Raw genomic sequence first — 13,979 nt, forward strand, 5'->3', positions numbered from 1 at the left:
GGCCGACCGGCCACGGCATCGCATCAACGGTCCACTGTCTCACCCGCGCCGGACCCGCCCGCGCTTTGCGGTTCGGTGTCCGGGGACTCGTCACTCGGCTGCGTGCTCTCCTCGACCGCGGTACGGGCCGCCACGCGCTTGCGACTGGCGTACATCTTGATGCCGGCCAGCACGAGGAGAAGCACACCACCTGCGATGACGAGCATCACGGTGGGGGTGACCTCGGTCGCCTCGACGGTGAACTTGCGCTCCTTGCCGTAGGGAACGCCCTGCTTCGTGAAGAGCTGCGCGGTGACCTCCACGGGACCACTCGCGGTCGCGTTGGCGGTGAACTTCAGGGTCTGGCTGTGGTCGGCCTGGACGGTGACCTCCTGCTCGGCGACACCGCTGTCGTCGAACATCAGGCGGGTGGGGTTGGCCGACCGCACCCGCAGGACCAGGTTGTGGACGTCCTGGACCAGGCTGTTCTGGACACTGACCGGGATGGTCGCGCTGTGTCCGGACAGGGTGGCGTCCGACTTGGGGATGACCTTGACCTTCTCGGTCAGGCCGATCAGGTACTCCTGCACCTGGTCCCGGTACACGCGGGCCTCTTCGGGGCGGCCCCGCCAGGAAGTGGACATCTCCCGGTTGGTGGTGTTCCCGAAGGGGATCTCCACGCGTTCCGGCGCCGCCAGGATGACCTTGAAGTGGTCGAGGGTGTTCTGCGTGGTGCGGATCTTCTCGAACGCCGAGACCGGCAGCTCCTGCTTGCTCAGGGACTCCGGGTACTGGCCGGCGCCCGGGACCTGAGTGGCCGCGCCGGGGTCGGGCTTGGCGGCCGCCGCGGCCTCCAGATCGGAGGGCTGGGCCCAGCGCCCGTTCTGGAGCCCGCGCAGGGCTGCGGCCATCGTTCCCGCCTGGCTGACGGATGGCATCCGCTGCGGGGTGACGACGAAGCTGCGCTGCTCTTCGGTGTTCTGCAGGTTGAGGGCCAGGGTCTGGGCGAGGAACCGCTGCACGGCGAGGGTCGAGTTCCCGGCGCTGAGCATGTCGCCCTGGAAGGCGGTGGAGAGCTGGGCGTCGGCGACGACGGCCGTGGTGCCCGCGCCGATGGGGCGGGCGGCCGAGGGCGTGTAACCGAGGGTGCCGTTCTCCTGGAGGCTGTCGCTGCGGGTGAGCACGTTGTGCGCACCGGCCGAGGTGGCGACATTGACGATCGAGGGGTCGATGGCACCGTCCACGGGCCAGGAGAAGTCGGTGGACGGGGTGACGTGCAGCACCGTCTCGACGGCCTGCTTCGCCTTGTCGGTGGCCGGCCTCAGCTGGCCCAGGGTGCCGGACACGTCCTTGCCGTGATGGGCGAGGGAGGCGATGTCGGGGTCGGCGAAGGGCAGCGCGACGACCTTCTTGCCCTGCACCGCGGTTTCGAGATCGCTCAGCCACTTCTCCGCGACGGCCTTGTTCTTGCCCTGGATGGGCTTCCCGGCCGGGTCGGGATTGCGGATCCGGTACCCCTTGGCCATCGCGTCGACCGTGTAGAGCAGGTCGGGATCGATGACCCAGGTGATGGGGAGGTCCTTGCCGAGCGAGACCATCTGCCCGAGCCGGCCGGCGGGTCCCAGCTCGGCCGCGAGGGAGTCGTCGATGAAGACCGGGGTCTGCGTCTCGTCCGAGCCGGTCTCCGCCGTCACACGGGTGGTGGAGATCAACGGCCACGCGTACGTGAGGTTGGAGCGCTTGGCCGCGGTTTCGGGCTGCCACGGAAGGAAGGTCCGCTTGATGCCGAGGACCTGCTCGTACGGGCGGCCGGCGGTCTCCCCGGACACGGAGACACCGAGCTGGTAGACGCCGTCCTTGTCCAGGTCCAGTTTGTTGATCGGGACCTTGATCGTGAATTCCCGGCTGACCTTGGAGGGCAGCGAGTCGATCTTCACGGCGAAGGCGGGATCGATCTCGGCCGGATCGGTGCCGGGCCGGAAGCCGCTGCGGTCCGCGACGTCGTCGATCGCCGAGCGGTCACCGACGACGGGCCCGACCCGCAGGCCGACGTGCGCGCCCTTGATCGGTTCGCCGCCGTTGTTCACCACGGTGCCCGAAATGGTCAGCGTGTCCGTCTTGACCGGAGCACTGGGTGTCACCTCGCTCAGCTGGACGTCCACGGGGGACTCGGCCGCCTGGGCGGGTGGGGCGGGGGCATAGACCAGAGCGGCCAGGACCGGTGTCCCGGCGAGCATGACGACTGCCCGCCGCAGCCAGCGGCGCCGGGCAGGGGCCGGGACCGCCCCCTGGATTTCTGCCGCCTCGGCCACGCGTTTCGCCCGTCCTCGAAGTGTCAGTGGTCGTCGTTCGTGCGTCTACGCATGGTAACGAGGCCCGCTGTGCGCGAGTGCCGCGCCTTGCTCCACATGATCGGCTTCGACTCCGCGCCGGTGCGGGGCGGGGTGGCCGCAAAACGCGGCGGCCCGGACCGGGCGGGCCACGTACCCTTTTCTGTTGTGCCGAACGCCAATGAAGACAGCCCCAGTGCCCTGAGTCAGGTGCAGAGCCGCGCGGTCAGTGAACTGCTGCGGGTCGCCCCTGTCGCCGACGAACTCGGCCGCCGATTCCAGGAGGCCGGCTTCCGCCTCGCCCTGGTCGGAGGGTCCGTTCGCGATGCGCTGCTCGGGCGTCTCGGCAACGATCTCGATTTCACCACCGACGCCCGCCCCGAGGACGTCCTGAAGATCATCAGGCCGTGGGCCGACTCCGTCTGGGACGTGGGCATCGCCTTCGGCACCGTGGGAGCGCAGAAACTCGGCTTCCAGATCGAGGTGACGACCTACCGTTCGGAGTCGTACGACCGGACCTCGCGCAAGCCCGAGGTCTCCTACGGCGACTCGATCGAGGAGGATCTGGTCCGCCGGGACTTCACGGTGAACGCCATGGCGGTCGCGCTGCCCGAGAAGGTGTTCGTGGACCCGCACGGCGGCCTGGAGGACCTCCGGGAGGGTGTACTGCGCACCCCCGGCACTCCGCAGGACTCCTTCTCGGACGATCCGCTGCGCATGCTGCGTGCGGCCCGGTTCGCGGCGCAGCTGGACTTCGAGGTCGCCCCGGAGGTCGTGGCGGCGATGAAGGAGATGTCCGAGCGGATCGAGATCGTCTCGGCGGAGCGCGTGCAGGGCGAGCTGAACAAGCTGCTGCTGTCCGCACACCCCCGCAAGGGCCTGGGTCTGCTCGTGGACACCGGGCTGGCGGACCGGGTGCTCCCCGAGCTGCCCGCCCTGCGGCTGGAGAGTGACGAGCACCACCGTCACAAGGACGTCTACGATCACTCGCTGATCGTGCTGGAGCAGGCGATCGACCTGGAGGAGGACGGCCCGGACCTGGTTCTGCGTCTGGCCGCCCTGCTGCACGACATCGGCAAGCCGCGAACCCGCCGGTTCGAGGGCGACGGCCGGGTCTCCTTCCACCACCACGAGGTGGTCGGAGCGAAGATGACCAAGAAGCGCATGACCGCGCTGAAGTACTCGAACGACATGATCAAGGACGTGTCCCGGCTCGTGGAGCTGCACCTGCGCTTCCACGGCTACGGGGACGGCGAGTGGACCGACTCGGCCGTGCGGCGCTACGTACGCGACGCCGGTCCCCTGCTGGAGCGGCTGCACAAGCTGACCCGGTCCGACTGCACCACCCGGAACAAGCGCAAGGCCAACGCGCTCTCCCGTACCTATGACGGTCTGGAGGAGCGCATCGCGCAGCTCCAGGAGCAGGAGCAGTTGGACTCGATCCGGCCCGACCTGGATGGCAACGAGATCCAGCAGGTGCTGGGTGTCGGTCCCGGCCCGGTGATCGGCAAGGCCTACGCGTTCCTGCTGGAGCTGCGGCTGGAGAACGGACCGATGGAGCGTGACGCCGCCGTCACGGCTCTCAAGGAGTGGTGGGCCGGCCAGGCCTGAGGCGTCCGGGGCGGTCGATGTTTCACGTGAAACATCGACCGCCCCGATCCATCGCCCCCTGATGTTTCACGTGAAACGTCGCTCCTGGCGTCGGAGCAGTGCCGCGGTGAGGCCGTAGAGGAGGGCCACGCTCAGGATCAGGGTGACGGACTGCCCGTCCGCGGGAAGCATGAGCGAGGCCACGGCGGCCGCGCCGACGAAGGCCACGTTGAAGAGCACGTCGTAGACGGAGAAGACCCGACCGCGGAACTCGTCGTCCACCCGGGACTGGATGACGGTGTCGGTGGAGATCTTGGCGCCCTGGGTGGCGAGCCCCAGGACGAAGGCCGCGACGAGCATCGGTCCGACGGCGAAGAACAGACCGAGCGCCGGGACGAGGAGCGCTGCCGTCGCGGCGCAGACGGTGATCCAGCCCAGGTTGCCCAGACGTTCGACGATCCAGGGTGTGACGACGGCGGCCGCGAAGAACCCGGCGCCGGAGACCCCGATCGCGATCCCCAGGAGGGCCAGTCCGTCGGACTCGTTGTCCGACCAGGAGTAGCGGCAGAGCATGAGCAGCATCACCAGGAGTGCGCCGTAGCAGAAGCGCATCATCGTCATCGCGGTGAGCGCCAGGCGGGCGTCCCGGCGGTCGGCCAGGTGACGCAGGCCTTCGGCCATGCCCCGCACCGTGAGGGTCACCCCCTCGGCGATGGACGGGTGGACCCGCCCGGAGGGTTGATCCGGACCGAGGAGGTCGACGGCCAGCCGCAAGGAGACGAGCGCGGCGCAGAGGTAGAACGCGGCACCGAGGAGCACCACGAGTGCGTTGGATTCGACGGCCAGCAGCCGTACGAGGAAGGCCAGGCCGCCGCCGGCGGTCGCCGCGAGGGTGCCTGCGGTGGGAGAGAGGGCGTTCGCGGTGACCAACTGATGGGGGCCGACGACCCGTGGCAGGGAGGCGGCGAGTCCGGCCAGGACGAAGCGGTTGACGGCGGTGACCGACAGCGCCGACGCGTAGAACAGCCAGTCGGGGACGTGCGCGACGATCAGCACGCCGGTGACACAGGCGAGGAAAGCCCGCAGCAGGTTGCCGTAGAGGAAGACCTGACGTCGGCGCCAACGGTCCAGCAGCACGCCGGCGAAGGGGCCGATCACCGAGTAGGGCAGCAGAAGCACGGCCATGGCCGATGCGATGGCCGCGGGCGAGGTCTGCTTCTCCGGGGAGAACACCACGTAGGTGGCGAGCGCGACCTGGTACACCCCGTCCGCGGCCTGGGAGAAGAGCCGTACGGCGAGCAGGTTGCGGAAGTCCCTCAGGCGCAGGAGTACGCGCAGATCACGTACGACGGGCATGAGGGAAAGGGTCACACACACCGAGGGTCCCCGGGCACATTGCCCGGGGACCCTCGGTGGAAGAGCAGCCGAAGACCAGGTGTCCGAAAGGACCTTGGTGCTTCGCTTCGCGTCGCGCGGACGCGGCGAGCGGTTTAGCGCTCGACCTCGCCCTTGATGAACTTCTCGACGTTCGCGTAGGCCTCGTCGTCGAAGTACTGGACCGGCGGGGACTTCATGAAGTAGCTCGAAGCCGACAGGATCGGGCCACCGATGCCCCGGTCCTTGGCGATCTTCGCGGCGCGCAGGGCGTCGATGATGACACCGGCGGAGTTCGGGGAGTCCCACACCTCGAGCTTGTACTCGAGGTTCAGCGGAACGTCGCCGAAGGCGCGGCCTTCGAGGCGGACGTAGGCCCACTTGCGGTCGTCGAGCCAGGCGACGTAGTCGGACGGGCCGATGTGGACGTTGTTCTCGCCCAGGTCGCGGTCCGGGATCTGCGAGGTGACGGCCTGCGTCTTCGAGATCTTCTTCGACTCGAGGCGGTCACGCTCGAGCATGTTCTTGAAGTCCATGTTGCCGCCGACGTTGAGCTGCATGGTGCGCTCAAGACGGACACCGCGGTCCTCGAACAGCTTCGCCATCACGCGGTGCGTGATGGTCGCGCCGACCTGCGACTTGATGTCGTCGCCGACGATCGGGACGCCGGCCTCGGTGAACTTGTCCGCCCACTCCTTGGTGCCGGCGATGAAGACCGGAAGGGCGTTGACGAAGGCGACCTTCGCGTCGATGGCGCACTGCGCGTAGAACTTCGCCGCCGCCTCGGAGCCGACGGGCAGGTAGCAGATCAGGACGTCGACCTCGCGGTCCTTGAGGACCTGGACCACGTCGACCGGGGTCTCGGCGGACTCCTCGATCGTCATGCGGTAGTACTTGCCCAGGCCGTCCAGGGTGTGGCCGCGCTGCACGGTCACGCCCGTGTTCGGGACGTCGCAGATCTTGATGGTGTTGTTCTCGCTGGCGCCGATGGCGTCCGAGAGGTCGAGGCCGACCTTCTTCGCGTCGACGTCGAACGCGGCGACGAACTCGATGTCACGCACGTGGTAGTCGCCGAACTGGACGTGCATCAGACCGGGGACCTTGGCCGCCGGGTCGGCGTCCTTGTAGTACTCGACGCCCTGCACCAGCGAGGCGGCGCAGTTGCCTACGCCGACGATGGCTACGCGAACCGAACCCATTCCGGTTGCTCCCTGTTTGTTCTCGGACGAGGCCTGCGAGATGCAGGCCTCACTTTGCAGTTTCGTCGGACGGACCGGGTCGTCTCTGATCCCGTCCCGCCCGCTCGCTCTCGATGAGCTCGTTCAGCCAGCGCACTTCGCGCTCCACGGATTCCATTCCGTGGCGCTGCAGCTCAAGCGTGTAGTCGTCGAGCCGCTCCCGCGTACGGACGAGCGAGGCGCGCATCTTCTCCAGACGCTCTTCCAGCCGGCTGCGGCGACCCTCCAGCACCCTCATGCGCACTTCTCGTTCGGTTTGACCGAAGAAGGCGAAGCGGGCGGCGAAGGACTCGTCCTCCCAGGTGTCCGGGCCGGTGTGGGAGAGGAGCTCTTCGAAGTGCTCCTTACCTGCTGCCGTCAACCGGTAGACGATCTTGGCGCGGCGCCCTGCGAGTGAAGCGGCGAGAGCGTCTTCCGGGGCGTTGCCCGGTTCTTCGATCAACCAGCCGTTGGCGACGAGCGTCTTGAGGCAGGGGTACAGGGTTCCGTAGCTGAACGCCCTGAACACCCCCAGCGAGGTGTTGAGCCGCTTGCGGAGCTCGTAGCCGTGCATGGGGGATTCGCGAAGCAGGCCGAGGACGGCGAATTCGAGGATGCCTGAGCGTCTGCTCATCCGCCTGCCTCTCCTCTGCCCCTGAGTTTATGTCGAGCTGATGTATCGACTCGATACATCCAGACGATAGATCGGCCGGCCTCCGGCGACAAGGGGTGACGTGGTGACCGGCGTCACATCACTAATTCGACGTACGCAAGTTGCCTGATTTGGGGTGAACTTCGGCACTGATTGGGTTTTGACCGTGCGTAGTCTGTGCGGCATGACACCGGGGGGAACCGGAATGCACCGCCGCTGCCAGGCCACTCGCCTGCCCGAGGAGTAGTCGTTCGATGAGCGAGCATCGCCGTAAACCGCCGCAGCAAGCCCAGGGCGGCGGCCGCGCCGCGTCCCGTCGGCCCGCGCAGCAGCACTCTGGCCGCGGCGCCGGGGCGGGGCATGACGCCCGCGCGGCGTCCCCCAGTGCTTCGTACCGAGAGCAGTCCCCCTCCGGCGGTCGGGTCGAGGCCCGAAGAGCCGCCCAGAGAGGCTCGGCCGGTCGAGGCCGAGACGGGGCCCAGTCGGGCAGATCCGGAACCGGCGCGAGCCGCCCGAACCGCCGGCTCGTGAACTACCCCCGCTCCGACCGGGACGGGTGGAAACGGTTCGTCCCGTCCTGGAAGCTCGTGAGCGGCACCACGCTGGGGTTCATCGCGGTGATCATCGCGGGCGCCGGCATCGGTATCGCCATGGTGAGCACGCCGGATGCCAACAAGGCGGCCCAGGCTCAGAACAACGTCTTCTACTGGGCCGACGGCAGCCAGATGGTCGCGACCGGTGGTTCCATGAACCGCCAGATCGTGCAGATCGACGAGATCCCGCTCTCGATGCGCAACGCGGTCATCGCCGCGGAGAACGAGTCCTTCGAGACGGACAAGGGCGTCGACCCGATGGGCATCGCCCGGGCCGTGGTGAACATGGCCCAGGGCGGCTCCACCCAGGGTGGCTCGACCATCACGCAGCAGTACGTGAAGAACAACTTCCTGGACTCCGAGCAGACGCTCAAGCGGAAGGTGACCGAGCTCTTCATCTCGATAAGGCTCGGTCTCACGGCGCCCAAGGACGAGGTGCTCGCCGGCTACCTCAACACCGCCTACTACGGCCGCGACGCCTACGGCATCCAGGCCGCCTCACGCGCCTACTTCGGCAAGGACTGCAAGAACCTGACCCCCTCGGAGAGCGCCTTCCTGGCATCCGTGCTCAAGGGCCCGAACCTGTACAACCCCGACGGCGGCCTCGGCAAGGCGGCCACCCCCGAGCTCAACGAACAACGCGCCCGCCAGCGCTGGGCCTGGGTGCTCGACCGCGAGGTCGTGGTGGGTCGGATGGACCAGGCCGAGCGCGCCAAGTACACGGAGTTCCCCGCACGCGTCGAGTCGGAGCAGGCGCGCGGACTGTCGGGCCAGACCGGCTACCTGGTCGAGACGGCCAAGCAGTACATGATGCGGAAGCTGCACATCAGCGCGGACAAGATGGCCCTGGGCGGCTACCAGATCCGTACCACCTTCGACAAGGCGAAGGTCGACGCCCTGTCCAAGGCCGTCGACGAGACCCGCAAGGACTTCCTCGACGAGAAGCGCCGGCCCGACACCGACACCCACGTCCAGTTCGGCGCCGCGTCGGTGGACCCGAAGTCCGGGGCGATCGTGGCCCTGTACGGCGGGCCCGGCATGGACAAGAAGCACTTCACCAACAACGCCGACACCCAGGGCGTCCCGGTCGGCTCGACCTGGAAGCCGTACGTGCTGGCGGCCGCGATGGAGTACGGCACCCAGAATTCCGACGGCGAGGGGATCTCGGTCGACAGCAAGTACATGGCCGACGACCGCACCGTGATCACCAACCGTGCGGGCAAGCCCCTGCTCGGCAAGGACCGTCAGCCGTTCAGGCAGAAGAACGAGAGCACCACGCCCTACGGGTACGTGACCCTCAACAAGGCGATGGAAAGCTCCATCAACGTCCCCTTCGCCCAGCTCGTCTTCGACGTCGGCCACGACAAGGTCCGCGAGGTGGCCAAGTCCACCGGCATCCTCGAAGACTCGATGGACCCGAACGACAACGCCTCGTTCGCGCTGGGAACCTCGACCCCCAGCGCCATCCGGATGGCCGACTCGTACGCCACCTTCGCCGCTTCGGGCACGCACCACGAGCCGTTCTCCGTGACCAGCGTGAAGAAGGACGGGGTGGAGCTTCCCGGGTTCGAGGCTCCCAAGCCCCAGCGGGCCATGGACAACGCCATCGCGGACAACATCACCAAGGTCCTGGAGAACGTCGTCCAGAACGGCACCGCGATCAAGGCCAAGAAGCTGGAGCGGCCCGCCGCGGGCAAGACCGGTACCACCGACAAGAACAAGTCGGCCTGGTTCGTCGGCTACACCCCGGAACTGTCCACGGCCGTCACCCTCTTCCGCAGCGACCCCAACGCCAAGGGGCAGGCGCTGCAGTCCATGAACGGTGTCGGAGGCATCGACTCCATCCACGGTGGTGACATCCCGACCGTGATCTGGACCGAGTACATGCGCGCGGCCCTCAAGGGGGCTCCGATCAAGCAGTTCCCGGAACCGGACGAGATCGGCGTGATCGCCCACGCCTCCGGCGCGCCGAGCCCCACGCCTTCGGCGCCCTCGGTATCGCCCTCCCCCTCGCCCTCGCCCTCCCCGTCGAGCTCCCCGCCGAAGGTGTCCCCGTCGCCCTCCAAGACCGAGGACAAGCCGAAGTGCAGGCCCTGGCAGGTGTGTGAGACCGACCCCGACGGCGGCACCACCAGCGGCAACGACGTCGGTGGCCTGATCGGCGGCGGCAACGGGGCCAACGGTGGCAACGGGGCCAACGGCGGGAACGGAGCCAACGGCGGCGGCAACGGAGGCGACGCGGGAGCCGGCGGCGCGGCCGACGGCGGGGCGGGCGGAGACCCGTCACCGCCCACCCCGGGTAGACCGGGCCGTCCCGGAGGCGGTAGCTGGGGCACCACCGCCGGTGTCGGCGGCTGACCGGTTCGCCATCACCACCTGACGAGGGCCGTCGCACATCGTGCGGCGGCCCTCGTCCGTGCCCGGCCCGGTACGGCAGGATGAGCGCATGACGAAGGTGCACGAGGACAGGCTTGTACTGCCCACCCAGCAGGACGAGGTCGCCGCGGCCGGCAGCGAGCTCATCGGCGGCCCGCTGGGCCGCCATGCCCGGCTGGGCGGCCACTGGCTGACCCCGGTGCGGGTGGTGGTCCTCGTGGCCCTCGGGATGTTCGCGTTGGGCATGGCGCAGAAACTGCCCTGCTACGACTGGGCGTGGTTCCGGGGGGCCGGCTCGCAGTACACGCACGCCTGCTACTCCGACATTCCGCACCTGTACGTCGTACGCGGCTTCGCCGACGGTCTCGTCCCCTACTGGGACCGGCTCACCGGTGACATGGAGTACCTCGAGTACCCGGTGCTGACCGGGCTCTTCATGCAGGTGGCCTCATGGCTGACACCCGGCAGCGGCTCCATGCAGCATCGCGAACAGATGTACTGGATGGTCAACGCGGGCATGCTGATGGTCTGCGCCGCGGTTATCGCCGTGTGTGTCGCCCGCACGCACCGCCGCCGGCCGTGGGACGCGTTGCTGCTGGCCCTGGCGCCCGCCTTCGCGCTCACCGCGACGATCAACTGGGATCTGCTCGCCCTCGCCCTGACCGCCGTCGGGATGCTCATGTGGTCCCGCGGGCGGACGGTGCTCTTCGGTGTCTTCATCGGTCTGGCCACCGCGGCCAAGCTCTACCCGGTACTGCTGCTCGGGGTGCTCTTCGTGCTCTGCCTGCGTGCCGGGAAATGGCGCGCGTTCGCCGGTGCCCTCCTCGGCACGGTCGGTGCCTGGCTCGTGGTGAACCTGCCCGTCATGATCTTCGCCTGGGACGGGTGGACGAAGTTCTACACGTTCAGCCAGGAACGGCCCATCGACTTCGGCTCGGTCTGGCTGCTGATCTCCCAGCGCTCCGGGAACCCCCTGGAGGACGCGAACACCTACGCCACGGGCCTGACCCTGCTGCTCTGCGGTGGGATCGCGCTCCTCACCCTGACGGCCCCCCGACGCCCCCGCTTCGCCCAACTGGCGTTCCTCGTCGTCGCCGCCTTCATCCTGGCCAACAAGGTCTACTCGCCGCAGTACGTGTTGTGGCTCGTCCCGCTCGCCGCCCTGGCCCGGCCTCGCTGGCGCGACTTCCTCGTCTGGCAGGCCGGCGAGCTCGTCTACTTCCTCGGGATCTGGTTCTACCTCGCCTACACCTCCAGCGGAGACAAGCACCAGGGCCTGCCCGTGGAGGGCTACCAGGTGGCGATCGCCGCCCACCTGCTGGCGACGCTCTACCTCTGCGCCGTCGTCGTACGGGACATCCTGCTGCCCGAGCGCGACGTCGTGCGCCGCGACGGATCGGACGACCCCTCCGGGGGCGTCCTGGACAGGGCCGAGGACGTGTTCGTGTTGTCGGACGCGGCGAGGGCGCCGCACAAGGCGACGCCCTCGGATGGACAGCGGGTCGACTGGGGTCTGGACCCCGGTCACTGACCGGAACGGATCAGGCGTCCAACACCCGGTCGAACTGCGTGGTGGTGTGCCGCAGGTGCGCCACCAACTCGTCGCCCACCTTCGGCTCGGTCGCGTCCGAGGGCACGAACAGGATCGACACCTGCATGTGCGGGGGTTCGGCGAACCAGCGCTGCTTGCCCGCCCACACGAACGGGGACAGGTTGCGGTTCACGGTCGCCAGGCCCGCCCGCGCGACGCCCTTGGCACGCGGCATCACCCCGTGCAGGGCCTTGGGGGCCTCCAGGCCCACTCCGTGTGACGTACCGCCGGCGACGACGACCAACCAGCCGTCGGACGCGGCCTTCTGCTGCCGGTAGCCGAACCGGTCCCCCTTGGCCACCCGGGTGACGTCGAGGACCGCGCCGCGGTACTCGGTCGCCTCGTGGTCGCCCAGCCACAGCCGGGTGCCGATGCGGGCCCGGAAGCGGGTCTGCGGGAACTGCTGCTGGAGCCGCGTCAGCTCCTCGGCCTTGAGGTGGCTGACGAACATGGTGTGCAGCGGCAGCCGGGCCGCGCGCAGCCGATCCATCCAGCCGATGACCTCCTCGACGGCGTCCGAGCCGTCGGGGCGGTCCAGCGGCAGGTGCAGGGCGAAGCCCTCCAGACGGACGTCCTCGATGGCGGAGTGGAGCTGTCCCAGGTCCTGCTCCGACACACCGTGGCGGCGCATCGAGCTCATGCACTCGATGACCACGCGGGCGCCGACCAGACCGCGGACCCCGTCCACGGAGGACACCGAGCGGATCACCCGGTCCGGCAGCGGCACCGGGTCCTCGCCACGCCGGAACGGGGTGAGGACGAGCAGGTCACCGCCGAACCAGTCCTTGATGTTCGCGGCCTCGTAGGTCGTCCCGACGGCGAGGATGTCGGCGCCCATCCGGGTCGCCTCCTCGCACAGCCGCTCGTGGCCGAAGCCGTAGCCGTTGCCCTTGCAGACCGGGATCAACCCGGGGAACCGGTCCGCGACCTGCTTCTGGTGCGCACGCCAGCGCGCGGTGTCGACGTAGAGCGTGAGCGCCATGCCCGTCCGGAGCCTCTCTGGAAAGCCGCTTGGTACAGCGGTGCTGTGTATGTGGGTGGGGCGAAGGTGCGGGTCAGCGGCGGGACATGTAGATGTCGAGCGCCTTGTGCAGCACCTTGTTGAGCGGGAAGTCCCACTCGCCGACGTACTCGACGGCCTCGCCACCCGTGCCGACCTTGAACTGGATCAGACCGAACAGGTGGTCGTTCTCGTCCAGCGTGTCACTGATGCCGCGCAGGTCATAGACGCTCGCGCCGAGCGCGTACGAATCGCGGAGCATGCGCCACTGCATCGCGTTCGAGGGTCGTACCTCGCGCTTGTGGTTGGCGGACGCCCCGTACGAGTACCAGACGTGCTGACCGACGGTGATCATCGTGGCCGCGGCCAGGGGCTCGCCCTCGTGCGTCGCGATGTACAGCCGCATCCGGTTGGGGTCCTCGGAGTTGAGGGCCGTCCACTGGCGCTGGAAGTAGCTGAGCGGCCGCGGGCGGAACTTGTCGCGCTCGGCCGTGATCTCGTACAGGTGCTGCCAGGTCGGCAGGTCGTCGTAGCCGCCCTGGACCACCTCGACGCCGGCCTTCTCGGCCTTCTTGATGTTGCGGCGCCACAGCTGGTTGAAGCCCTTGAGGACGTCGTCCAACGAGCGGTTGGCCAGCGGCACCTGGAAGACGTAGCGGGGCTGGACGTCACCGAATCCGGCGCCGCCGTCCTCGGCCTGCTGCCAGCCCATGCGACGCAGCTTGTCGGACACCTCGAAGGCGCGGGGCTCGATCACCGAGGCCTCCACGTCGCGCAGGCGCTTGACGTCGGGGTCCTGGATACCCGCCTTGATGGCAGCCGAGTTCCAGCGCCGGATGACGACGGGCGGCCCCATCTTCACGGTGAAGGCGCCCTGCTGCTTGAGGTGGCTCAGCATCGGCTGGAGCCACTCCTCCAGATTCGGGGCGTACCAGTTGATGACCGGGCCCTCGGGGAGGTAGGCGAGGTATCGCTTCACCTTGGGCAGTTGGCGGTACAACACGAGTGCGGCACCGACGAGTTCGCCGGATCCGTCGAACCAACCGAGGTTCTCGGAGCGCCACTCGTTCTTCACGTCGGCCCACGCCGGGACCTGGCAGTGGCTAGCGGAGGGCAGGCTCTGGAGGAAACCCAGATGCTGCTCTCGGCTGATGGTCCTCAGGGACAGGCTCATGCGGGGTGCTCCTCCGGCGGCTTCGCTGGCTATGGCGCGAAGCCTACTGCGACGGGGGCACCACCCTTCTGGGGGACGGGCCGGGCACCGGCCGCCGACGGCC

The 13,979-nt window shown here is 68.6% G+C and carries 9 protein-coding genes; 3 read left to right on the forward strand and 6 right to left on the reverse strand.

What is annotated here, in order from left to right; all coding sequences use genetic code 11:
- Positions 1-23: 23 nt before the first annotated feature.
- Positions 24-2,291 carry a DUF6049 family protein gene (locus tag ACFYW3_RS19115; RefSeq protein WP_351749815.1) on the reverse strand — a complete coding sequence of 756 codons (2,268 nt, stop codon included), beginning with the start codon at positions 2,289-2,291 and terminating at the stop codon, positions 24-26.
- Between the two features lie 186 nt (positions 2,292-2,477).
- Here ACFYW3_RS19115 and ACFYW3_RS19120 point away from each other — a divergent pair, with 186 nt between their 5' ends.
- Positions 2,478-3,920 (forward strand): CCA tRNA nucleotidyltransferase, encoded by a 1,443-nt coding sequence (locus tag ACFYW3_RS19120; protein WP_351749816.1) that lies wholly within the window; start codon positions 2,478-2,480, stop codon positions 3,918-3,920.
- A gap of 66 nt (positions 3,921-3,986) precedes the next feature.
- Here the strand turns inward: ACFYW3_RS19120 and ACFYW3_RS19125 are convergent, their stop codons facing one another.
- From ACFYW3_RS19125 to ACFYW3_RS19135, 3 genes are all read right to left on the reverse strand, one after another.
- Positions 3,987-5,255 carry an MFS transporter gene (locus ACFYW3_RS19125; RefSeq protein WP_351749818.1) on the reverse strand — a complete coding sequence of 423 codons (1,269 nt, stop codon included), beginning with the start codon at positions 5,253-5,255 and terminating at the stop codon, positions 3,987-3,989.
- A 134-nt stretch (positions 5,256-5,389) separates the two neighbouring features.
- Positions 5,390-6,472 carry an inositol-3-phosphate synthase gene (locus ACFYW3_RS19130; protein ID WP_266948614.1) on the reverse strand — a complete coding sequence of 361 codons (1,083 nt, stop codon included), beginning with the start codon at positions 6,470-6,472 and terminating at the stop codon, positions 5,390-5,392.
- A gap of 49 nt (positions 6,473-6,521) precedes the next feature.
- Entirely contained in the window at positions 6,522-7,124 is a 603-nt protein-coding gene (locus tag ACFYW3_RS19135; protein WP_053683962.1) for a PadR family transcriptional regulator, read from the reverse strand.
- A gap of 272 nt (positions 7,125-7,396) precedes the next feature.
- Between ACFYW3_RS19135 and ACFYW3_RS19140 the strand changes: the two genes are divergently transcribed.
- The gene (locus tag ACFYW3_RS19140) at positions 7,397-10,093 is read left to right on the forward strand and encodes a transglycosylase domain-containing protein (protein WP_389386835.1); all 2,697 of its coding nucleotides are present in this window, start codon (positions 7,397-7,399) and stop codon (positions 10,091-10,093) included.
- An 88-nt stretch (positions 10,094-10,181) separates the two neighbouring features.
- Positions 10,182-11,642, forward strand: coding sequence for a glycosyltransferase family 87 protein (locus tag ACFYW3_RS19145; RefSeq protein ID WP_389386836.1), 1,461 nt, complete (start codon positions 10,182-10,184; stop codon positions 11,640-11,642).
- A 10-nt stretch (positions 11,643-11,652) separates the two neighbouring features.
- Here the strand turns inward: ACFYW3_RS19145 and ACFYW3_RS19150 are convergent, their stop codons facing one another.
- Positions 11,653-12,684, reverse strand: a complete 1,032-nt coding sequence (locus tag ACFYW3_RS19150) for an alanine racemase (protein WP_351749825.1) — start codon at positions 12,682-12,684, stop codon at positions 11,653-11,655.
- A 73-nt stretch (positions 12,685-12,757) separates the two neighbouring features.
- On the reverse strand, positions 12,758-13,876 hold the full coding sequence (locus tag ACFYW3_RS19155; protein WP_053683970.1) for a peptidoglycan bridge formation glycyltransferase FemA/FemB family protein: 1,119 nt from the start codon (positions 13,874-13,876) through the stop codon (positions 12,758-12,760).
- Between the last annotated feature and the right edge of the window lie 103 nt (positions 13,877-13,979).

Origin of the sequence: Streptomyces sp. NPDC002602, from assembly GCF_042889445.1 — a bacterium.
GTDB lineage: Bacteria > Actinomycetota > Actinomycetes > Streptomycetales > Streptomycetaceae > Streptomyces.

Bases quoted from the DNA above. Each gene is read 5' to 3' on its own strand.
- ACFYW3_RS19150 (WP_351749825.1), bottom strand. From the start codon at position 12,684: ATGGCGCTCACGCTCTACGTCGACACCGCGCGCTGGCGTGCGCACCAG.
- ACFYW3_RS19130 (WP_266948614.1), bottom strand. From the start codon at position 6,472: ATGGGTTCGGTTCGCGTAGCCATCGTCGGCGTAGGCAACTGCGCCGCC.
- ACFYW3_RS19135 (WP_053683962.1), bottom strand. From the start codon at position 7,124: ATGAGCAGACGCTCAGGCATCCTCGAATTCGCCGTCCTCGGCCTGCTT.
- ACFYW3_RS19155 (WP_053683970.1), bottom strand. From the start codon at position 13,876: ATGAGCCTGTCCCTGAGGACCATCAGCCGAGAGCAGCATCTGGGTTTC.
- ACFYW3_RS19125 (WP_351749818.1), bottom strand. From the start codon at position 5,255: ATGCCCGTCGTACGTGATCTGCGCGTACTCCTGCGCCTGAGGGACTTC.
- ACFYW3_RS19140 (WP_389386835.1), top strand. From the start codon at position 7,397: ATGAGCGAGCATCGCCGTAAACCGCCGCAGCAAGCCCAGGGCGGCGGC.
- ACFYW3_RS19145 (WP_389386836.1), top strand. From the start codon at position 10,182: ATGACGAAGGTGCACGAGGACAGGCTTGTACTGCCCACCCAGCAGGAC.